Below are 22,054 nucleotides of genomic sequence, written 5' to 3'. Positions count from 1 at the left end.
TATGAATAATGAATTGATGGCGCAGCGGCATGTGATGACTCATCACGCTCTCGGAACTCGCATAAATTTAACGATTTTTGGCAACAAGTATTTTTCATTGTTAAAGAAATCAATGGACCTAATTGACCACTATGAGGACCAATTAACGGTTAACCGTAATGAATCAGAAGTGATGTCGGTGAACCATGGTGCAGGGAAAACTCCGAAAATGGTATCGCCAACGACTTTTGACCTCATTGAGCTGGCAGTGAAATATAGTCGTGAAAACTTTGGCTTTAACGCTTTGATTGGCCCGTTAGTAAAATTATGGAAAATCGGTTTTGTAGGGGCGCACGTGCCAAGTGATGCTGAGATCAAAGAGCGGTTGAAGTTGATTGACCCTTATAAAGTATTGCTGAACCGAGAAGCACGGACGGTATATTTAGAAGAGCCAGGGATGGAATTAGACCTTGGCGGAATTGCGAAGGGCTATATTGCGGACCGTATTCGGGATCTTTGGATTGAAGCTGGAGTTCCCGCGGGAATTATCGACTTAGGGGGGAATCTCTTATTTGTTGGTAAGTCGCCACGGCGGGATGATGGGCAGTGGATCATCGGTGTGCAGGATCCGCAACTGCATCGAGGTGAAAATTTGGCAACTGTCCGCGAACCGGCTTGTTCGGCAGTTACATCTGGGATTTATGAACGATTTTTGATCAAAAATGGTCGTCGTTATCACCATTTACTAGATCCTCGGACTGGATACCCATTAGAGACTGATTTGAGCAGTGTGACTGTTTTTACTGATCAATCGGTAATGGGTGAAATTGAGGCTAAGCGACTCTTCTTCAATGGTGAACCAATCACAGGCTGGGAAGTGCGTCCTGGTAACCGTGGCGCTATCTTTATTCATAATGATGAATCAATGGTAAACGTTGGGCTGAATAAAAATTGATTTCATTTAAGCGTAGGTAAACGAAATGTTTACCTACGCTTTTTTGTTAATGTCTTTAGACCTGGTTGAGTGCGCGAGCAGAGCGAGTGCACGAAACAAAAAACCACCTGCTATGCGGGTGGGCGATAAAAATTATATAAAAAAGGCCTCTTTTGCCTTAAGATGTAGGTGTTCAAGCCAAAGCCAATAAGGGAAAAGAGGTTATATAAATATGGCTAATAAATTAAATAGCTTAGCCCATACGAAGTGGTTATGTAAGTATCACATCGTATTCATACCAAAGTATAGACGTAAAGCGATCTTCAATCAATACCGAACCTGAGAGATTATATTTGTTTATTGTGCAAATATAAGAGAGTAGAAATAATTGAAGGTCATATGATGCCAGATCATGTGCACTTGTTAGTAAGTATTCCGCCGAAGCTAAGTGTCTCGTAGTTTATGGGATACTTAAAAGGGAAAAGTGCATTAATGATGTTTGATCGACATGCAAACTTAAAATACAAATATGGGAACCGACATTTTTTGGCTGAAGGCTACTATGTGATTACAGTTGGATTAAATGAATCCACGATAAAGAAGTATATCCGAGATCAAGAGAAACGTGATATATCAATGGATAAGCTAACAAGTGTGGAATATTCGGACCCTTTTAAGGGTAAGTGAGGTAGTACAAACACCGCTTAAAGCGGTGGCAAAGTAGTCAGAGCATTTTGGCTTGAGCAAAGCGAAAGCCAGCGCCTTGAGACGCCGGCTTTTATTATCGGCTTATAGCCGATGTGCAAACCACCCGTTTGACGGGTGATTATGATTTGTGTGCGCCTGGCATGGATATTAGCTAGGCGGTGAAAGTCCGCTATGGGCCTAGTCGGAACCATGAGCTGATGACAAGGGTGTTCATTGTGAAGTAGAATCTGAAGGAAGTCTAAGGCAAAGTACTGCACCGATGAATAAGGAGTAGCTATAAGGCTGAAGGTAACTGGATAAGGTTGCACAACAAGCTGAAGTCCAATACTACTCGAAGTTACTCTCAGTAAAGCTAACGGTGACATGGTACGAAAGTTAATGTTCTTACCCGGGGAGGCCTGACTTATACGCTTCCGACAAGAGGAATAAGATAAATTTCCACAGAAGCAAGCGGTAGCCCAAGTATTAACGCCCATCTTTGAGCAGATTTTCTCGGATAGTAGCTTTGGATTTCGCCCACATCGTGGCGCCCAAGACGCAATAGCGAAGGTAGTTGATCTTTATAATCATGGTTACAAACGTGTTGTTGACCTAGACTTAAAAGCCTACTTTGACAACGTAAACCACGATTTACTGATGAAATACCTCCAACAATACATTAGTGACCGATGGATATTGAGACTAATTCGTAAGTTTCTTCCGAGCGGAGTTCTAGATCATGGGCTTTTTGCGTGAAGTGAAAAAGGAGCACCGCAAGGTGGACCGCTCTCTCCACTATTGGCAAATATTTATCTAAATGAGTTGGATAAGGAATTGACCAGACGTGGTCACCACTTTGTACGCTATGCGGACGACTGTAACATTTATGTTAAAAGCCAACGAGCAGGGGAACGAGTGATGCAAAGCATTACGCAGTTCCTAGAAAGACGATTAAAGGTCAAAGTAAATCCAGATAAAAGTAAAGTTGGTAGCCCCTTAGGCTTCTCATTAGGTGTAAACCAGAATGGCGCTTACGCGCGACCAGCTAAAGAATCACAAAGGCGAGTTAAACACGCGTTAAAGCAATTAACCAAACGTAATCGAGGAGTCTCAATTATTAGAATATTTGGGGAAATTCAGCGAAAAATGTGTGGATGGCTCCAATACTATTCAATTGGTAAAATGACAGCGTTTGTTCAACGATTAGACTAATGGTTAAGGACACGCATCCGACAATACATCTGGAAACAGTGGAAGAAATTTAAAACAAAGGTCACTAACTTAAAGAAGTTAGGCATGTCATACCACGACGCGTATAAATTCGCTAGTACCCGCAAGGGATACTGGCAAACCGCGCATAGTAAGACACTAACTTACTCTCTTAAAAATGAAAAACTGGATCAACTCGGACTAATGAATATGTCCAAGATGCTCCAGTCAATTTAATGTGATTAAGTTGTCGAACCGCCGTATACGGAACCGTACGTACGGTGGTGTGAGAGGTCGATAATTGAACTAGTCAATTATCTCCTACTCGATTTGACAGATTGGTAATGATCAAACGATAAAGAAAGGCAGAGGAGATTGGTACATATGATCATTATTTCATTTATAAAAAGTGAATAAAAAAGAGGGTATGCTGCTTTAATCTTCCTCAACGGTTGATATAATAGCATTGAATGTTAAATTTTCTGATGATAAATCAGTTGAAAAAAACTGTTAAGAGTGTAGAATGACAATTGAAAGTTATTACTAAAATGTTGATATTAAAAGATGGCGATTAATCATCATTTAATTATCAGCTTTTTAATAAAATGAAGTTTTTTAAATTGCTAGTTTAGCCACTTGTTTAATAAAAGATTGGTTGTAACTTGCCAGCAGGTATCACCATTCATCTGATCGACAGCTACAGATGAAATGCCACCTGGTAGTGATCTTTATGGTTGCTATTTATCTCAAGGAGTACTTTACCTTTTATTTATAAAATGGTTTATTGAATGACTTAACTTACTCCAAAAGATAGTGGTAAGTAGTGCCAGGTGGCTTGGGATAATTTCTCTTAAAACTGGCGGATATAGGCTATTATGATAACCTTAAAGAGGCGACCCCCGATGCCTATTTAGGCTAATTATAATAGTAGCTGTCGCTTGACTGGATAGTGGTAAAGCCAAGTTATTAAGTGTTAAGCAACAATTTTTGTGCATTGTTTGTTGCGACTACTACTCCCTAATAGATATAAGGTTTATAGCCTTATATAGTAGGTATCATAAATGGTTGAACGCTGTTTAGATAAATTTGTCAAACGGTAGAATGATAATGCTTATAAGAACCCCCCCGAATACTTAACTTTAAGCATGAGTAGCAATATCTCCCCCAGATAACTTAAAAGTCTTATTGTCTACGCCAACAGCAATAAGCAGATAACAGTTTAGTTTTATCATATAAGTGTATTTGCTACTAAAAGTTTTTTACTGTTCATGACAATTGTGCTAAACAACGATTCAACAGTACACCTAGTACTAGTGATACCTCAAAAGTCGGCACAGAAATTACAACAGTATGGTAAATGTGCTAGCCTACTGTAGTAAGCCGCTTGGTGGTAGGTTTTAAATGTTGAATGGTGGATTTATCACCAAAGTTAGTTGTGCGTAAACTAACCAAAAAAGGATTTTCAGAAGTGAAAATCCTTTTTTGTTTTAAACAAAAATTCAATTGATAAATTAGGAAAAGTGTAATAAGATAATTGCAAAATAGAAAACACGAATGCATTTCAAGTAGGTTGTTCAGAGAAGCAGCGGATGGTGAGAGCTGTCGACCGAAACTCCGGTGCAAAAATATGTGGGCAGGTAATTCTGCACGGATAGTAGCCGTTATCTACTTCGAAGGGTGACTAAAGATAGTCAAACTTGGGTGGTACCGCGGAACTAGAGCCATTTCGTCCCAAAATATAAAGGATGGAATGGCTCTTTTTTATATAATTAGGAGGAAATACGATGTTAGATATTAAAAAGATTCGTCAAGAACCTGATTTTTATAAGGAAAAGTTAGCTACGCGTGGTGTAAAACCAGAAGAAATTGATGAAGTTATTGCGTTAGATAAGAAGCGACGGGAATTGCTCCAACAAACTGAAACAATGAAGGCGCAACGTAATGAAGCATCAAAGAAGATTGGAGAAGCTAAGCGTAATGGTGAATCTGCCGATGCTGCCATTAAGGAAACTCGTGAACTTGGTGATAAGATCAAGGAATTGGACGCTGAACTTGAAGTAAATGATGCTGAACTCCATGATAAGATGGCTCATCTTCCGAATGTTCCTCACGATGGTGTTCCAGTTAGTTTAACGGAAGACGGTGCCGTTGAATTACGGAAAGTGGGTAAGGTTCGCGACTTTGATTTTGAGCCTAAGCATCACTGGGATATTGGTGAAAATCTTGGTATTTTAGACTTTGATCGCGCTGGTAAGGTTTCTGGTGCGCGTTTTGTCTACTACTTAGGGCTTGGTGCTCAGCTTGAACGAGCAGTTTACAACTTCATGCTTGATGAACACATGAAGGAAGGATATACCGAAGTCTTACCACCATATATCGTCAATGCTGATTCAATGTACGGTACTGGTCAATTCCCTAAGTTCAAAGAAGGAGTTTACCAAGTTAACGGTGAGGATATGACTTTGATTCCAACTGCTGAAGTTCCATTGACTAATTACTACCGTGGCGAAGTTATCCCAACTGAAGAATTACCAGTTTACGTTACTGCTTTAACACCGTCATTCCGTTCTGAAGCGGGAGCAGCGGGTCGTGATACCCGAGGATTGATCCGGATGCACCAATTCAATAAGGTAGAAATGGTTAAATACACTAAGCCAGAGAACTCATGGGATGAACTTGAAAAGATGACGGCTAACGCTGAAAATATCTTGAAGAAGTTAAACTTGCCATACCATGTTATTACCTTAACTACTGGTGACATGAGCTTTACTGCATCTGAAACCCATGATCTTGAATTGTGGATGCCAGCACAAAATAAGTATCGTGAAGTTTCAAGTTGTTCAAACTGCTTGGACTTCCAGGCACGGCGGATGCACACACAATACCGGGATGAAAATGGTAAGTTACAATATGTTCACACACTTAACGGTTCTGGTTTAGCCGTTGGTCGGACAGTTGCAGCTATCTTGGAAAACTATCAAAACGCTGATGGTTCCGTAACGATTCCAGAAGTATTGGTACCATACATGCATGGTGTTACTAAGATTACTAAGGAAAATGCGGTTCCTTTCCGTAATAAAGTTAATAAATAAGATATATAGAAGACAGTTTTTAAAAAGAAGTTCGGATTGCTAAATCTGAGCTTCTTTTTTTGATTAAAAAAAATCTAAGAAAAAGTGAAAAATAAATAAATTATACTTAATAAAATTAACTTATCGCTGGTTACTCTCTTTAAAAATTATTGTTTAAAACGCTAACATCTTGGATAAACACAAACTTTGGTGAAGAATATTTATTTTGTTTTCTAGCGATGATAAAGTAGTATCAACGTTAAAATTTGATTAAAAAGGAGTCGGTGCAGATGCATAGCAGCAAGATAAAAAATATGATCATCACCATTGTTGCAGTTCTTGGAATTGTAGTGGGGTGGCAAATGGTTGAGCCTCAGCAGGTATCTGCTGCCGAACCGACTTATACGTTTGCAACTAATAACACCTTTGAACCCTTTGAAATTCAAGATAGTAAAGGTGGGTACTCAGGAAAGAATCCTGGGATTGAAATTGAAATGCTTAAGAAAATTGCTAAGCATGAGCATTTTAAGTATGAACTGAAGTCAATGAGCTTTAATGGTGACTTACAAGCTCTTGAAGCAGGACAAGTTGATGCAGTAATTGCCGGAATGAGCGTTACTGATGAACGGAAAGAAAAGTATGATTTTTCAACACCTTACTATACTAGTGGGGTTGTTATGGCTGTTGCAAAAGATAGCAATATTAAGTCGATGAGCCAATTAAAAGGCAAAACAGTTTCGGCTAAGTCAGGAACGAGTGCGGCATTATTTTTGAAGAACAACCAAAAGAAATATGGTTACAAAATTCGCTACTTTGATTCCTCAAATACGATGTGGAATGATGTGAAGACTGGGAATACAGCAGCTACTTTTGATGATGGCCCTGTTCTTGAATACGGAATTAAAGAAGGTGTCCCACTTAAGATTGTGACAAAGAAGCCAATTGATGCGCAACCAGTTGCCGTTGGATATCAAAAGGGCAAGAACTTAGAATTACAGAAAAAGATGAATGATGGGATCAAATGGCTAAAAGATACTGGTCAAATGGATCAAATCATTGATAAATATACTAAGAGTGACAAAACAACGAAGGACAGTGCGACTGATCGGACAATCCTGGGATTAATCCGCGCCAATTATCCTGCCTTGCTTCGTGGATTATGGATGACAATTGAATTAACCGTTGTCGGCATTATTTTTGCGATGATTTTTGGAGTAATTCTAGGTGTATTAGGTATTGCACAAAACAAATTTGCCAATGCTGTTTCTAGTACCCTGATTTATATCTTCCGTGGTATTCCAATGATTGTTTTAGCCTTCTTTATTTACATGGGGATTCCAAATGTTATTGGCCATAAAGTTCCATTATTCTTGGCAGGAATCTTAACCTTGACTTTTAACGAAGGGGCCTATATTGGAGCCATTGTTAAAGGTGGATTTGAATCTGTTAATATTGGACAGTGGGAAGCAGCGCGGAGCTTAGGGTTGCCATATAGTAAAGCCTTGATTAAGGTTATTGCTCCCCAAGGATTTAAGTTAATGATTCCTTCGTTAGTTAACCAGTTTATTATTACCTTGAAAGATACTTCAATTCTTTCCGCAATCGGTGTAATGGAACTTACACAAACGGGGACTGTTATCATTTCCCAGAACATGGAAGGATTTAAGATGTGGTTAATTATTGGGACGATGTATATCATTATCATTACCCTGTTGACTTGGTTATCAAACTACGTACAAAAGAGGATGGGCTAATATGGATAAAAACTATAAAGTACAAGTAAAAGATCTGCACAAAAGTTATGGAAGTAATGAAGTGCTGAAGGGTATTAGCTTGGACGTAAAACCCAATGAGGTGGTTTGCATGATTGGACCATCAGGATCGGGTAAAAGTACCTTTCTTCGTTGCATTAATAAGCTTGAAGAACCAAATAGCGGCCATATTTATATTGATGGCTACGATATTGCTGATCCGCAAGTAAATATTAATAAGGTTCGGGAAAATATCGGGATGGTTTTTCAGCACTTTAATCTCTTTCCAAATATGAATGTTTTGGAGAATATCACTTTGGCACCTGTTCAACTTGGCAAGATGACCAAGGAAGAGGCAGAAAAGGACGCGATGCACTATCTTGACTTAGTTGGGCTAGCTGATAAAGCGGGGGCAGATCCAACCAAGCTGTCTGGAGGTCAAAAGCAACGGGTAGCCATCGCCCGTGCCCTTGCAATGAAACCGGATGTAATGCTCTTTGATGAACCAACGAGTGCCCTTGACCCTGAAATGGTAGGGGATGTTTTGGAAGTAATGAAACGGTTAGCGCAAGAGGGAATGACCATGATCGTGGTAACTCACGAAATGGGATTTGCTAAGCAAGTTGCTGATCGGGTGATCTTCTTCCATAATGGTGATATTCGGGAACAAGGCACCCCAGAAGAGATTTTTGATAATCCACAACATCCAGATACGAAGAATTTCTTGGATAAAGTGCTAAATATTTAATTATCGACTGACTTTTAGTAATTTAAATTTGACAAAGCTAGAATAATCATTATAATAATGAGTAACTTCTAATAATTGGTTGACAGAGAATCTAGCATTTGCTGAAAGTTGGATCCAATTAAATGGCATGAGCGTTTGAAATGGAGTAGTTTCCTTATCAACCGAGAGGTAGTTCGCAAATGTGAGCTATAAAGATGGGTGGAACCGCGTTAAAAAACGTCCCTGGTAGATGATTACCAGGGACGTTTTTATTTGTTTAAGAAAACGTTTTTGTTATTAACTAAATTTTTAAGGAGGCATATTATGGACGAAAAACAACAACAGAAGTTAGAACGATCGCTTAAAAGTCGTCATGTGACGATGATTGCTATTGGTGGAGCTATTGGGACCGGTCTTTTTCTTGGATCAGGAACAGCCATTCACCAAGCAGGTCCATCAATCATTCTTTCATACCTGATCGTCGGTATCTTTTGCTTCTTTATGATGCGGGCGTTAGGGGAACTTATTTTAGCTGATACTTCAAAACATTCATTTATTGATTCGGTTAAGGAATATCTTGGTGACCGAATGGAATTTGTTGCTGGATGGATGTACTGGGCATGTTGGCTAACATTAGCAATGGCAGATCTTACTGCTACTGGTATTTACTTGAAATATTGGTTTCCTAATTTACCACAATGGGTTGGTCCATTAATTATTGTTATTTTATTGATGTTAGTAAACATGGTAAACGTTGGGCTGTTTGGTGAACTAGAAAGTTGGTTCTCTATGATTAAGGTGATTGCAATTTTAGCCTTAATAGCAGTTGGCGCGGTCTTACTTGTGATGCATGGTCATGTTGAAGGACGGCCGGTAACTCTTTCAAACCTAGTTAACCAGGGGGGCTTTTTCGCTACTGGTCCGATGGGCTTCTTAATGTCTTTCCAAATGGTAGTTTTTGCCTTTGTGGGAATTGAAATGGTCGGTTTGACAGCTGGAGAAACTAAGAATCCAGATAAAGATATTCCGAAGGCGATTAATACCTTACCAGTCCGGATTGGTTTATTCTATATCGGATCAATGATTTCGATGATGTCAATTTACCCATGGTTCCATATTAAGACTACTTCTAGCCCGTTTGTTCAAGTGTTTGCAGCAATCGGTGTTCCAGGAGCAGCTGCGATTTTAAACTTTGTGGTTTTGACAGCTGCAATGTCTGCAACTAACAGTGCGATCTTTAGTACTAGTCGTTCCCTCTACTCATTAGCTCGAAGCGGGAACGCACCAAAACGTTTTGGTGAATTAAGCGCGAAGGCAGTTCCTAATCATGCATTAACTTTCTCTTCATTGATTCTTTTTATCACAGTTATCTTGAATTATATTATGCCAGCGGGAATATTCGATGTGATTGCTGGAATTTCAACAATTACATTTATTTTTACGTGGATCATTATTTTGATTGCACATATTAAGTTCCGACAACAAAATCCTAAGGGAGTTGCAAACTTCAGAATGCCAGGATATCCGATTACTAGTTGGTTAACAATTATTTTCTTCTTGGCAGTTCTAGTGATTTTACTCTTTATTGATTCAACACGAATTCCATTAATCCTTTCAATCGTAATTTTTGCATTGCTTGCTTATGGTTATGGATTTTTGAAGAAGAAAAATTAAAAACTTGGCAGAGACTCGAAAATTTTGAGTCTCTTTTCTTTTGCATTTGATAATGAATAGTTTAAGAGAGAGCTAAAAAGTAATAGAAAAGAAGGTTTTGTTTAATAGTTGGAGGAGATCTAAATTCCGGTGTGACGCGGTTTAATTGTCTTTTTGTTGGGGAGGGATTATACTGAAAGTGTGGAAAGATAGAAGGCCGAATTTAACAAACATCTTCTCATAATAAAACTACTTTGAAGTACGTTAATTAGACTTTTTGCATGAAAATACCAACACCCCACTCCACATGAAACGCTTTAGTTTCCGTAAAAAGTAATTAGTGGCCATATCTACAACGAACCTATAATGATAAGCTTAAGTTCCTCGTATTAAGCAGATAGATAAGTTACCAAAAATTAAAAATAATAATACTCGGCCTTTCTTCCCACTTCTTCATGGTTGAGAAGCCCGGAATGTTATTTTGATAAACGTCCCGGGCTTCTGCCAGTTTAACCCCTAAATATTTTATGTTATTTCCTGGGAAATACTAAAGTTAGTGAAACTGTAAATTACTTCTCTAAATATTTGAACATTTGCTCAATTGATTTTAATTGAGTATAATAGAAAACCTTGGCAGAGGCGACGGAAAGACACATAGCAAAGACGATTTGCCACGTGTAACTTTCCGTTTCTTTTTACTAACATATGATAACGCTTTCATAAGTTCTGGAAAACTTTGTGAAATTTTAAAAAGCTGAAAAGTTAATAAAATAAATGAATTGTAAAATTATAATTTAAAAAATGATAAAAATTCACAAATTGTCTACAAAACAGCGCTTTACAGGAAGCAAATTTAAAGATATTCTTAAGTAGTTAACTCGCCACAACTGCAATTATATTATCTTAATTTGGAACGGCTGTTAACGAATATTCTATTTAAGGAGGGTACACAGCCATGTCTATGTATCTTATTATCAACATTATTGGGTTGATTGTCTTTCTTGGAATTGGATGGCTTTTCTCCAAGAATCGAAAGGAAATCAACTGGAAGACTGTAGGAATCATGGTAGTATTGAACTTACTTTTAGCATGGTTCCTAGTAAGTTCAGCAGCTGGTCGTGCTGGGGTTAAAGCGGCCGCTGATGGTTTTGCTTGGATTGTTAACGTCTCTGCAAAAGGAACTGTGTTTGCATTAGGTGATTGGTACACACCAAAGAACCTTAACTTCATTTGTTCTGCATTGATGCCAATCCTTATGATTGTTCCATTGTTCGATATCTTAAACTATATTGGTGTATTACCATGGATTATTAAGTGGATCGGACGTGGACTTTCATTCATTACTGGTGAACCTAAGTTTGAATCATTCTTTGCTGTAGAAATGATGTTCTTAGGTAACACCGAAGTTTTGGCTATTTCTGGTATGCAATTACGTGCCATGAACAAGGAACGTAATTTGACGATTGCCATGATGTCAATGTCTTGTGTTACTGCTTCAATTCTTGGTGCATATATTGAAATGATGCCAGGACAATATATTCTGACTGCTGTTCCAATTAACATTATTAACTCATTGATTGCTGTAAGTATGTTAAACCCTGTTAAGGTTCCAGCTGAAGATGACACCATCGAAGAGGTTGGTGCTGAAGTTGACTCTGATAAGCGTGAACCATTCTTCAGTTTCTTGGGAGACTCAATTTTAGGTGCTGGTAAGTTAATCCTTATCATCATTGCTAACGTTGTTGCCTTTGTTGCTTTGGCAGCCTTGATCGATGCTATCTTAGCATTGTTCTGGAAGGACCTTTCACTTGAAAGTATCTTAGGTGTTATCATGTTCCCATTCTCATGGTTACTTGGTTTACCTGTTCACCAAGCATGGATGCTTTCCCAAGATATGGGTATGAAATTGATTACTAACGAATTCGTTGTTATGGGTAAAGTTACTGGTGAAATCAACAGTTACGCACCTCACTTGCGGGCTGTCTTGACTGTCTTCGTAACTTCATTTGCCAACTTCGGTACTTTAGGTATGATTATTGGTGCCTTCAAGGGATTAGTTGACAAAGAAAACAACGATTACATCGCTTCAAACATTGGTTACTTAATGCTTTCTGGTATTTTGGTTTCATTATTATCAGCTGCATTTGTTGGTCTCTTTGTTTGGTAGAAATGAAAAAGCAGCTGGGAAGGCTGCTTTTTTCAACATCAAATTCGAAAACGCTTGCACGATAAAAAGGAGATAAAATTATGACTACAAAGATTATTATGGATACTGATCCAGGTATTGATGACGCAGCTGCTTTAACAATGGCTATTAATGACCCATCATTAGACTTGAAATTAGTTACTACAGTTGCCGGTAACGTTACTGCTGATAAGACGACTGCCAACGCCTTGAAGATTATTCACTTCTTTGGTAAGGATATTCCAGTTGCCGCGGGTGCCAAGCAACCATTGATTAAGCCTTTTGAAGATGCTGCTCGAATTCATGGTGAATCGGGAATGCCTGGTTATGATTTCGGTGACGACTATGGTAAGCCACTTGATAAGACTGCTGTTGAAGCGCTTCATGACGCAATCATGGCTGAAGATGAAGTCATCCTGGTGCCAACTGGTTCATACACTAACATTGCATTACTCTTTAGCGAATACCCAGAAGTAAAGAGTCATATTAAGCAAATCGTTGCGATGGGTGGTTCGTTCTCCGGTGGTAACATGACCAGTGTTGCCGAATTTAACGTCTTCACCGACCCAGACGCTGCTAAAATTATGTACAATGCAGGTGTTCCAATTGTAACTGTTGGATTAGATGTTACCTTAAAGGCGCTCTTGACTGCTGATACAATTGAAAAACTCGGTAGCCTTAATAAGACTGGTGAAATGTTGCATGGATTAATTACGCACTATAATGATGGTAATGATCAAGGTCGTCCAATGCACGATGTTAATACTATCTTCTACCTTCTTCATCCAGAAGCATTTACTACAAAGGATATGTGGGTTGATATTCAAACGGATGGTCCGGCCATCGGTGCTACTGTTGGTGACATTCGTGCTGCTTATCATGATGGTAAGACCAACGCAAAAGTTTGCTTAGACATTGATGCTGAATACTTCAATAAGTGGTTCTTAGAAGAAGTAAGCAAAATGAAATAAGATACTGGGAGCTGAGAGCTTGCTTTCGGCTCTTTTTATTACTTTCTTGTGTAAGCGCTTTACAGTATAATAATAGTAGTTAAAGTAAGGAGGAAATGCAAAATGAAGAATATTATGATTGCTGGCGCTGGTGTATTAGGTAGTCAGATTGCATATCAAACGGCTTTATCTGGCTTTAATGTTAGTGTATATAACCACCATATTGATACCGCTGAACGACGGATTAAGGCGTTGAAAAGTGATTATGAACGTGACTTGCATTTGACTGATAAGGAATTTCAACAGGGCCTTGATAATATTAAAGTTATTACCGATGATATTGCGATTGCAGTTAAAGATGCTGATTTAATGATTGAAGCTTTACCAGAATCGTTAGAGTTAAAGGAACAGTTTTACGAAGAGGTTTCAGGATTAGCCCCTGAAAAAACAATCTTTGCTAGCAACTCCTCTACATTTATCCCTAGCCAACTAGCTCCTTATACTGATCGGCCAGAAAAATTTCTTAATATGCACTTTGCTAACCAAATTTGGAAATTTAATGTGGTCGAAATTATGGGCACCTCCCAAACAAGTCCAGAGGTGATTGAAGAAGCTACAAAGTTTGCTCGGGAAATAAAGATGGTTCCTGTTATTCTTAATAAAGAACAACACGGGTATATTCTGAATTCCCTTTTGATTCCGTTACTTGCATCTGGTCTTAGCTTATGGGCTAAAGGAGTTGCTGATCCAACGATGATTGATAAGGATTGGATGATTTCGACAGGTGCACCAATGGGACCATTTGGTATTTTAGACATGGTTGGTTTACGGACGGCAGCGCAAATTGAACGGAATGCCTATGCCCAGACTAAGGATGAAAGTCATAAGGAAATTGCCGATAAGATGGAACAGATGATTCAAGAAGGGCACGAAGGAAAAGAATCGGGACAAGGATTTTACAATTATCCCAATCCAGCTTTCATGGATCCAGATTTTCTGAAGCATTAAGATTAAGTATTGAAAACGTTAGGAAGGGGAGCAAGATAAAAGTCACTCGTGACTGCTATCTTACTCCCTTATTTTGCGCTCCAATTTTCACGTAATCCGGTTGCAACAATGGCAAAATTACGGTACAGTAGTAGAAGACGTGAAACAAAAAATGTTTCACGAAAGGAGACCTAATAAATGAATCCTGAACAATTTCAACAAGCATTAGCTGATCATGGTATCAGCTTATCAGCAGAACAAATGCAACAATTTGCTGACTATTATCAATTATTAGTTGAAACTAATGAACATGTAAATTTGACACGAATTACTGAAAAGGATGAAGTGTATTTAAAGCATTTTTATGACTCAATTACAGGAGCGTTTGCTGAACCACGCTTAGAGAGCGAAGAACTGACATTATGTGATATCGGTGCGGGGGCTGGCTTTCCTTCCTTACCGTTGAAGATCGCTTTTCCACAATTAAAGGTAACGATTGTCGATTCGTTAAATAAGCGGATTGCTTTTCTTGAATCCTTAGTTGCCAAGCTCGGTTTAACCGACGTTACATTGATCCATGATCGAGCAGAGACTTTTAGTGCCAAGAACAGTCCATATCGGGAGAAATTCGATATTGTTACCGCCCGTGCAGTTGCCCGCCTATCAGTTTTAAGCGAATTATGCTTGCCTGCCGCTAAAATTAGCGGGGAATTCATTGCTTATAAGGCAAGTGCAGCTCCGGAAGAACTTCAACAAGGTGGGGCAGCAATTAAACAGCTTGGTGGAAAAGTTCAAAAAACGGTGACATTGACTTTACTGGAAACTGATGAAGAACGTAATATTATTGTGATTGATAAGATAAAGGCGACCCCTAATAAATACCCACGTCGTCCAGGATTACCAAGCAAAAAACCAATTCAATAAGATAAGGAGTTGAAAGTATGGCTTTTTCATTATTTGGCATTGGAAAAAATAATTCCGATAATACAAAAAATAAGGTCGTAGAAGTAAAAATTGATCAAATTATTCCTAATCGTTACCAGCCACGGAAGGTATTTGATCAAGACGGTATCCGTGAATTAGCACAAACAATTGACGAACATGGGTTGTTACAACCAATTGTTTTACGTGAATACGAACCAGCAAAATATGAGATTATTGCTGGGGAACGTCGATACCGGGCGATGAAGCTCTTGAAGTGGGAAAAAGCGCCAGCAATAATTGAAAAGATGAGTGATCAAGAGACGGCTTCACTTGCCCTCATTGAAAATCTGCAACGGTCGCAATTGAGTTCAGTCGAAGAAGCGCAGGCCTACCGACAATTAATGGATCTGAACCATCTTACCCAATCGCAATTAGCAAAGGGAATGGGTAAGAGTCAGTCCTTTGTTGCTAACAAATTACGGTTGCTGCGTCTGATCACCCCAGTCCAAACAGCTATTTTAGATCACCGGATTACGGAACGTCATGGTCGAGCATTATTAGATTTAGATGAAAAACAACAACGTGATATGTTAATGCGGATTGTTAATGAACGGCTAACAGTTCGGCAGACAGAAGATGAAGTTGCTCGCTTATTAGGGCGTCCGTTACCTTCAGAAATTGCAGAATTAAAAGCAGCCGCTAAGCGCAAAGAATTAGCTTCTATTGAGGATCATGCTGAAGAAACAGCAGACGTTGAAGAGGCACCAGTAGAAAAGCCTGCAGAAAAGAGGCGCTCTCCTAAACGAAAGACAGCTAAGAAGGCCCGAAGCAAAAAAACTCAGCAGGCTAATGATGCGCGTTTAGCTTTAAATACGATTAAAAAGTCAATTAAGCTGGCGACAAATGAAGGCTTTGAAATTAAAATGCATGAGAAGGAAAACGGTGATACTTATCAATTAACAATTGAGATTCCGAAGAAACAGTAGGGAGGCCAAAAAATGGGTTCTGTAATTGCCCTTGCAAATCAAAAAGGCGGTGTTGGTAAAACAACAACGAGTGTTAATTTGGGTGCATGCTTAGCTGAGACTGGACAGCGCGTCTTATTAATTGATCTTGATCCTCAAGGAAATGCAACGAGTGGTTTGGGCGTTGAAAAACAGAATATTAAGCAAAGTATTTATGATGTTTTAATTAATGAAGTGCCATTAGAGGATGTTATTCAAAAGACAAGTCACGAGGGAGTTGACATTGCTCCAACGACGATTGCCTTGTCTGGGGCTGAAGTAGAATTAACTAATTTAATGGCCCGAGAAACACGGCTTAAGGATTCTTTTGGGGAAATTCGTCAAGAATATGATTTTATTTTAATCGATTGTCCACCATCCCTGGGGCTCCTGACGATTAATGCATTTACTGCTTGTGACTCAATTCTGATTCCTGTCCAAAGTGAATACTATGCATTGGAAGGTTTAAGTCAGCTTTTAAATACCATCAAGCTTGTTCGTAAACACTTCAATCCGCAACTTAAGATTGAAGGGGTTCTTTTGACAATGTTTGACCGGCGCACAAATCTTGGACAACAGGTAAATTCTGAGGTCAAAAAGTTTTTTGGTGACCAGGTTTATGATACGATTATCCCTCGTAATGTCCGTTTATCAGAGGCACCAAGTCACGGCTTAGCAATTATTGATTATGATAAAAATTCAACGGGGGCACACGTCTACCAACAATTAGCAAAGGAAGTGTTGGCTAACCATGGCAAAGAATAAAAAAGGTGGGCTTGGTCGAGGTATTGAGGCCCTCTTTGCGGAAAATGAAGTAACTGAGCTTGCGGATGAAACGGTTCAAGATATCAAGTTATCGTTAATTCATCCTAATCCCTATCAACCACGGCGAACGTTTGATAAAGAGGCGTTGGCAGAGTTAGCTTCATCGATTGAAAAATCAGGGGTGTTTCAACCAATTATTCTGCGGCAAACGGATCCAAAAATTAACCGTTATGAGCTAATCGCTGGGGAGCGACGGTTTAGAGCTTCTAAGATCGCCAAACAGAAAACTATCCCAGCAATTGTGCGTAAGATGAGCGATGACCAGATGATGGAAATCGCGGTTCTCGAAAATCTTCAACGTGAAGACCTTACACCACTTGAAGAAGCGCAAGCCTATCAGATGTTAATGGATAAATTATCATTAACGCAGGCACAGGTGGCAAGCAGATTAGGAAAGAGTCGGCCTTATATTGCTAATTACTTGCGATTACTAGGGTTACCAGAAATGATCAAAGAGTTTCTTAATACTGGCAAACTATCGATGGGTCAAGCACGGACAATTCTCGGTTTAAAAGATAAGACAAAACTTGTTCCGCTTGCCCAACGAGCTGTCGAGCAAAATCTTACAGTGCGACAATTGGAAGAGATTGTAACGCAGACTAATGGAACGGCCAAAAAGAAAGAAGAACGGCGGACACAACGAAAACCAATCTATATTCGAGAAGCTGAATCACAGTTGCAGAGTAAATTTGGTACAAAAGTTGCTGTCGCGCAAAGTCGGAAAAAAGGCGCAGGAAAGATCGAAATACCTTATACGTCAAATGAAGACTTTACTCGAATTCTTGAATTATTAAATATAACCTTAGATTAAGGAGGAATAACTCATGACAGCATATGATAAAGGTGACATTGTAATGATGAAAAAGGCTCACCCGTGTGGAACTAACCGCTGGAAGATTACACGAGTGGGTGCAGATATTAAAATTGAATGCCAAGGATGTGGTCATATTGTCATGATGACCCGTCAAAAATTTGATAAGGGATTAAAAAAGGTTATCGAAAAAGCGGATCAAGATGATTAATATTTTTAATGATTGATGATCACAAATAACTAATTGTAGATTAAAATAATAAATGATTAATTGAAAAGGAAAGTGAACAATTTATGTCATTAACTGCAGGAATCGTTGGCTTGCCAAACGTTGGTAAGTCAACACTTTTTAACGCAATTACTAAAGCTGGTGCCGAAATGGCTAACTACCCATTCGCAACAATCGATCCCAACGTGGGGATGGTTGAAGTTCCAGATAGTCGCCTTGACCGGATCCAGGAATTAATTCCAGCGAAGAAGATCGTCCCAACTACCTTTGAATTTACCGATATTGCCGGAATTGTTAAGGGTGCTAGTAAAGGTGAAGGACTAGGAAACAAGTTCTTGGAAAATATTCGGCAAACTGATGCAATTGTTCATGTTGTGCGGGCATTTGATGATAATGATATTACTAGTGTTTCTGGTAAAGTGGATCCAATTGAAGATATCGATACTATCAACTTGGAATTAGTAATGGCTGACTTAGATGCTGTTAATAAGCGCTTGGCAAAAGTACAGCGGGCTGCTAAGGGTCGTGATAAGGACGCTTTAGCGGAATTAGAAGTACTCAATAAGATTAAGCCAGTTCTTGAAGATGGCAAGGGTGTTCGCTCAATTGACTTTAGCGATGATGAACAAAAGATTGTCAAAGGGCTTTTCTTGTTAACAAGTAAGCCAGTCTTATACGTTGCTAACATTGCTGAAGAAGATATGGCAGATCCAGATAGCAACAAATACATGGATGCAATTAAAGAACACGTAAAAGATGACGGAGAAGTTATTGGCGTTGCAGCAGCTGCTGAAGAACAAATTGCCGAAATGGATGAAGCAGATAAAGCGGATTTCCTTGAAATGGAAGGCGTTACTGAACCAGGGTTGAACCGGTTGATTCGTGCAGCCTACAAGCTCTTGGGTCTTGAAACATTCTTTACTGCTGGTGGTCCTGAAACGCGGGCCTGGACTTATAAGAAGGGCACAAAGGCTCCACAAGCAGCAGGAATTATTCACTCTGATTTCGAACGAGGATTTATCCGAGCAGAAGTAATGAGCTTTGAAGATCTTGATGAATTAGGTTCTGAATCAGCAGTAAAGGAAGCGGGGAAGCTCCGTCTTGAAGGAAAAGATTATGTAATGCAAGATGGTGATATTGTTGAATTCCGGTTCAACGTTTAAACTTCTGAAGCTAAGAGAGGAGTAGTTTTATAGTGAGTGAAGAACAACCACGGAATGCACAAGCTGGTCAACGTCAAAAACAATTAGAAAAAGAACGGCGGCAAGCGAATGGGAATGCCTTTAGCAACTATGATCTAACACGAAAAAATGAAGATTTTATGTATCAATTAAATAAACAGTTGGATCGTCTCGGTGTTCCTTCAGATAAGAAAGACTCGATGCTAAAGGAAACCATTGATAAATTGCTAGCAGGACAAAAGAAGGGGCAAACTGCGCGGGCATTATTTGGTACGCCAACTGAATATGCTAAAGAATTGAAGAACCCAAAGCCAACTCCTGCTGAAGCAAGTAAGCAATCAATTAAGTTGTTAGCAATTGATAATATGCTGATTTTCTTGAGTATCTTTACTTTTATGTTTGGCTTAATGTTCTGGTTATCACCAGCTGCAATGCAAACAAAGAATGCTGGAAGCAGTGGTATTACTGCAATCTTAATCGTGGCGATCACTGGAGGATTGATTTTTGGTTATGTGGCTACCCAAGTTCAACCGCAAATTGATAAGAACGGTAAGCGGGTAAGTAAGAAGCCATTATGGCAACGAATCCTTTTGATAGTTGCTGGATTAGCAGCTTGGTTGATTATTTACATGCTTGTAAGTATGTTGCCAAATGTAATCAACCCACGGCTTAATCCATGGGTCTACATTGGCATTGGGGTTATTACTTTCATTGGGGATATGTACTTCAGGTCCAAATTTCATGTTACAGGTTCCCTTTACGGTAATCGTGCGCCACGACGTTAACCAGCAAATAATTTTAGCAACGGAACTATTTGCCAGGTTATCTTATTAAAATAAATAAGGGTGAGAAAAAGGTGAAAATTTTTTCTCGCCCTTTTATTTTGCTCTTTTTTGAAATAAATTTCTGAAAATCTATGGACAAATGTTCAATGGATTGTTAAGATATATACGTAAACTTATGAAAACGCATTCAAAGTTGAGAGGAGATCATATTATTATGAAGTTAACGCAAGCGCAATTAGCAAAATACATGGATCACACAATGCTTAAACCAGAAGCTACCCCCGAAATGATTGATAAGACAGTTGAAGAAGCTCGTAAATACAATACAGCTTCAGTTTGTATCAATCCTTACTGGGTTAAGCGAGTTCATGAAGGATTAGAAGGTACTGATATTAACACTTGTACAGTTATCGGCTTCCCTCTCGGTGCAACTTCAACAGAAAGCAAAGTTTTTGAAACTAAGCAGGCAATTGAAGATGGCGCCGATGAAATTGATATGGTTATCAATATCGGTGAATTAAAAGCAGGAAATGATGATGCGGTTGTTGCTGATATCAAAGCGGTTGCTGATGCTACTCACGAAAAGGGTAAACTTCTTAAAGTTATTATTGAGAATGCTCTTCTTACTGACGAAGAAAAAGCACGTGCAAGTAAACTTACTGTAAAAGGTGATGCTGACTTTGTTAAGACTTCAACTGGTTTTTCAACTTCAGGAGCGAAGGTAGACGACGTTAAGATTATGCGTGAAGCAGTTGGACCAGACTTTAAGATTAAGGCAGCTGGTGGAATTCACAGCCTTCAAGAAGCTTACGATATGATTGAAGCTGGTGCTAACCGTTTAGGTGTTTCCGCTTCTGTTCAAATCTTAGAAGAAGCCGCAAAACAATAAGAATAAAGTTTAATTACTAATCTTAATTTACAGAAATAGGAGGAGTCAGAAAATGTCATATAAACGTGTTTTTGTTATTGTAATGGACTCAGTTGGTACAGGTGCCGCTCATGACGCCGCAAAGTTTGATGATGTTGGATCAGATACGCTTGGCCACGTTGGTGAGTATTACAAAGGTGCCTTGAAGTTACCAAACCTTGGTAAATTAGGGATTAGTAATTTACGTGATACTCCGATTGAAGGTGTTCTAGTTGCTGATCCAGCTATTGGTGATTACGGTAAGATGGAAGAAATTTCTGCCGGAAAAGATAGTATGGATGGTCACTGGGAAATGATGGGTTTACCAGTAATGAAGCCATTGTCAACGTTCCCTAATGGTTTTCCACAAGAAATTGTTGATAAGCTTGAAAAATTCTCAGGACGAAAGGTTATTGTTAACAAGCCATACTCAGGGACAGAAGTAATTCATGACTATGGTGAACGTCAAATGGAGACCGGAGAATTAATTCTCTACACGTCTGGTGATTCAGTAATGCAGATTGCTGCTCATGAAGATGTTATTCCTGTTGAGGAACTCTACAAGATTTGTGAATATGCCCGGACACTTGTTAATGGTCCAGAATATACTGTTGGTCGGATTATTGCCCGTCCATATGTTGGTCCCGATAAAGATCACTTTACCCGGACTGCTAATCGACATGACTTTAGTTTGAAGCCAATTGGTGAGACTGATATGGATCGTCTTCGTGCAGCAGGGTACGATGTAATTGGTGTTGGTAAGATTAATGATATCTTCTCTGGTGAAGGGATCGATAAAGGATACCATAACGAAAGTAACATGGACGGAATGGATCATGTTGATGAAGTAATGAAGCAAGACTTTACCGGTTTCTGCTTTACAAACTTGGTTGATTTTGATGCAATGTACGGTCACCGTCGTAATCCAAAGGGCTTTGGTCAAGCATTAATGGACTTTGATAAGCGTCTAGGCAAAGTTCTTGATGAAATGAAGCCAGATGATCTTTTAATGGTAACTGCTGATCACGGTAATGACCCTGGCTTTAAGGGAACTGATCATACTCGTGAAAATGTTCCATTGCTGGTTTACTCTCCTTCAATGAACAAGCCAAATCAATCCCTTGGGTTGCGGAAGACATTCTCAGACCTTGGTGCAACTATCTTAGAGAACTTTAACGTTGAACCAGTAAAAGGTACCAGCTTCTACAAGGAAATTAGTAACGATTAAGATTAATTAAGGAAAGGGGCGAAACAC

At 39.1% G+C, this 22,054-nt stretch carries 17 protein-coding genes and 2 pseudogenes; all 19 read left to right on the top strand.

Translation table 11 applies throughout. From position 1 onward, the window contains the following. Position 1: 1 nt before the first annotated feature. The 19 genes and pseudogenes from QOS06_RS05255 to QOS06_RS05165 all read left to right on the top strand — a co-directional run bounded on the left by QOS06_RS05255 (position 2) and on the right by QOS06_RS05165 (position 22,027). Positions 2-934, top strand: a complete 933-nt coding sequence (locus QOS06_RS05255; RefSeq protein WP_085719275.1) for an FAD:protein FMN transferase — start codon at positions 2-4, stop codon at positions 932-934. Between the two features lie 211 nt (positions 935-1,145). Further along, positions 1,146-1,600 (top strand): annotated as a pseudogene (tnpA, locus tag QOS06_RS05250) (IS200/IS605 family transposase). Between the two features lie 465 nt (positions 1,601-2,065). Next, a pseudogene (locus QOS06_RS05245) lies at positions 2,066-3,046 on the top strand (group II intron reverse transcriptase/maturase); the annotation flags it as partial. A 1,547-nt stretch (positions 3,047-4,593) separates the two neighbouring features. Further along, on the top strand, positions 4,594-5,901 hold the full coding sequence (serS, locus tag QOS06_RS05240; RefSeq protein WP_283595598.1) for a serine--tRNA ligase: 1,308 nt from the start codon (positions 4,594-4,596) through the stop codon (positions 5,899-5,901). A gap of 269 nt (positions 5,902-6,170) precedes the next feature. Next, on the top strand, positions 6,171-7,634 hold the full coding sequence (locus QOS06_RS05235; RefSeq protein WP_152702434.1) for an ABC transporter substrate-binding protein/permease: 1,464 nt from the start codon (positions 6,171-6,173) through the stop codon (positions 7,632-7,634). Position 7,635: 1 nt separating this feature from the next. Next, positions 7,636-8,379, top strand: a complete 744-nt coding sequence (locus QOS06_RS05230; RefSeq protein ID WP_078009416.1) for an amino acid ABC transporter ATP-binding protein — start codon at positions 7,636-7,638, stop codon at positions 8,377-8,379. Positions 8,380-8,682: 303 nt separating this feature from the next. Beyond that, positions 8,683-10,032 carry an amino acid permease gene (locus QOS06_RS05225; protein WP_085679909.1) on the top strand — a complete coding sequence of 450 codons (1,350 nt, stop codon included), beginning with the start codon at positions 8,683-8,685 and terminating at the stop codon, positions 10,030-10,032. Positions 10,033-10,972: 940 nt separating this feature from the next. Then, positions 10,973-12,178 carry a NupC/NupG family nucleoside CNT transporter gene (locus QOS06_RS05220; protein WP_283595601.1) on the top strand — a complete coding sequence of 402 codons (1,206 nt, stop codon included), beginning with the start codon at positions 10,973-10,975 and terminating at the stop codon, positions 12,176-12,178. An 80-nt stretch (positions 12,179-12,258) separates the two neighbouring features. Then, positions 12,259-13,167: a ribonucleoside hydrolase RihC gene (gene rihC / locus QOS06_RS05215; protein WP_035157597.1), complete on the top strand. Its 909-nt coding sequence runs from the start codon at positions 12,259-12,261 to the stop codon at positions 13,165-13,167. A 102-nt stretch (positions 13,168-13,269) separates the two neighbouring features. Continuing rightward, positions 13,270-14,154: a 3-hydroxyacyl-CoA dehydrogenase gene (locus tag QOS06_RS05210; RefSeq protein WP_078009414.1), complete on the top strand. Its 885-nt coding sequence runs from the start codon at positions 13,270-13,272 to the stop codon at positions 14,152-14,154. Positions 14,155-14,331: 177 nt separating this feature from the next. Then, on the top strand, positions 14,332-15,057 hold the full coding sequence (rsmG, locus tag QOS06_RS05205; protein ID WP_085679912.1) for a 16S rRNA (guanine(527)-N(7))-methyltransferase RsmG: 726 nt from the start codon (positions 14,332-14,334) through the stop codon (positions 15,055-15,057). A gap of 17 nt (positions 15,058-15,074) precedes the next feature. Beyond that, on the top strand, positions 15,075-16,043 hold the full coding sequence (locus QOS06_RS05200; protein WP_085679914.1) for a ParB/RepB/Spo0J family partition protein: 969 nt from the start codon (positions 15,075-15,077) through the stop codon (positions 16,041-16,043). A 12-nt stretch (positions 16,044-16,055) separates the two neighbouring features. After that, positions 16,056-16,826 carry a ParA family protein gene (locus QOS06_RS05195; protein ID WP_085679917.1) on the top strand — a complete coding sequence of 257 codons (771 nt, stop codon included), beginning with the start codon at positions 16,056-16,058 and terminating at the stop codon, positions 16,824-16,826. Beyond that, the gene (locus QOS06_RS05190) at positions 16,813-17,697 is read left to right on the top strand and encodes a ParB/RepB/Spo0J family partition protein (RefSeq protein WP_085679920.1); all 885 of its coding nucleotides are present in this window, start codon (positions 16,813-16,815) and stop codon (positions 17,695-17,697) included. Before QOS06_RS05195 ends, QOS06_RS05190 begins: the two co-directional genes overlap by 14 nt. Before the next feature lie 13 nt (positions 17,698-17,710). Next, entirely contained in the window at positions 17,711-17,908 is a 198-nt protein-coding gene (locus tag QOS06_RS05185; protein WP_003670334.1) for a DUF951 domain-containing protein, read from the top strand. Positions 17,909-17,991: 83 nt separating this feature from the next. Beyond that, positions 17,992-19,089 (top strand): redox-regulated ATPase YchF, encoded by a 1,098-nt coding sequence (gene ychF / locus QOS06_RS05180; RefSeq protein WP_003670336.1) that lies wholly within the window; start codon positions 17,992-17,994, stop codon positions 19,087-19,089. Positions 19,090-19,121: 32 nt separating this feature from the next. Then, entirely contained in the window at positions 19,122-19,892 is a 771-nt protein-coding gene (locus QOS06_RS05175) for a DUF1129 domain-containing protein (RefSeq protein WP_003669675.1), read from the top strand. Between the two features lie 214 nt (positions 19,893-20,106). Continuing rightward, positions 20,107-20,781: a deoxyribose-phosphate aldolase gene (gene deoC / locus QOS06_RS05170; RefSeq protein ID WP_003665386.1), complete on the top strand. Its 675-nt coding sequence runs from the start codon at positions 20,107-20,109 to the stop codon at positions 20,779-20,781. 52 nt (positions 20,782-20,833) lie between these two features. Then, a complete protein-coding gene (locus QOS06_RS05165; RefSeq protein WP_003670340.1) occupies positions 20,834-22,027 on the top strand; it encodes a phosphopentomutase in 1,194 nt (397 codons plus the stop codon). Positions 22,028-22,054: the final 27 nt, after the last annotated feature.

Source organism: Limosilactobacillus sp. DJ3M12 (genome assembly GCF_947381695.1).
In the GTDB taxonomy this organism is placed as follows: Bacteria; Bacillota; Bacilli; order Lactobacillales; family Lactobacillaceae; genus Limosilactobacillus; species Limosilactobacillus kinnaridis.
Note: the sequence above shows the minus strand (reverse complement) of the source record. Positions and strands in the feature narration are given on the sequence as shown.

What these genes read in the sequence shown, in the direction of transcription:
- QOS06_RS05255 (WP_085719275.1), top strand. Translation starts at nt 2, where the DNA reads ATGAATAATGAATTGATGGCGCAGCGGCATGTGATGACTCATCACGCT.
- serS (WP_283595598.1), top strand. Translation starts at nt 4,594, where the DNA reads ATGTTAGATATTAAAAAGATTCGTCAAGAACCTGATTTTTATAAGGAA.
- QOS06_RS05235 (WP_152702434.1), top strand. Translation starts at nt 6,171, where the DNA reads ATGCATAGCAGCAAGATAAAAAATATGATCATCACCATTGTTGCAGTT.
- QOS06_RS05230 (WP_078009416.1), top strand. Translation starts at nt 7,636, where the DNA reads ATGGATAAAAACTATAAAGTACAAGTAAAAGATCTGCACAAAAGTTAT.
- QOS06_RS05225 (WP_085679909.1), top strand. Translation starts at nt 8,683, where the DNA reads ATGGACGAAAAACAACAACAGAAGTTAGAACGATCGCTTAAAAGTCGT.
- QOS06_RS05220 (WP_283595601.1), top strand. Translation starts at nt 10,973, where the DNA reads ATGTATCTTATTATCAACATTATTGGGTTGATTGTCTTTCTTGGAATT.
- rihC (WP_035157597.1), top strand. Translation starts at nt 12,259, where the DNA reads ATGACTACAAAGATTATTATGGATACTGATCCAGGTATTGATGACGCA.
- QOS06_RS05210 (WP_078009414.1), top strand. Translation starts at nt 13,270, where the DNA reads ATGAAGAATATTATGATTGCTGGCGCTGGTGTATTAGGTAGTCAGATT.
- rsmG (WP_085679912.1), top strand. Translation starts at nt 14,332, where the DNA reads ATGAATCCTGAACAATTTCAACAAGCATTAGCTGATCATGGTATCAGC.
- QOS06_RS05200 (WP_085679914.1), top strand. Translation starts at nt 15,075, where the DNA reads ATGGCTTTTTCATTATTTGGCATTGGAAAAAATAATTCCGATAATACA.
- QOS06_RS05195 (WP_085679917.1), top strand. Translation starts at nt 16,056, where the DNA reads ATGGGTTCTGTAATTGCCCTTGCAAATCAAAAAGGCGGTGTTGGTAAA.
- QOS06_RS05190 (WP_085679920.1), top strand. Translation starts at nt 16,813, where the DNA reads ATGGCAAAGAATAAAAAAGGTGGGCTTGGTCGAGGTATTGAGGCCCTC.
- QOS06_RS05185 (WP_003670334.1), top strand. Translation starts at nt 17,711, where the DNA reads ATGACAGCATATGATAAAGGTGACATTGTAATGATGAAAAAGGCTCAC.
- ychF (WP_003670336.1), top strand. Translation starts at nt 17,992, where the DNA reads ATGTCATTAACTGCAGGAATCGTTGGCTTGCCAAACGTTGGTAAGTCA.
- deoC (WP_003665386.1), top strand. Translation starts at nt 20,107, where the DNA reads ATGAAGTTAACGCAAGCGCAATTAGCAAAATACATGGATCACACAATG.
- QOS06_RS05165 (WP_003670340.1), top strand. Translation starts at nt 20,834, where the DNA reads ATGTCATATAAACGTGTTTTTGTTATTGTAATGGACTCAGTTGGTACA.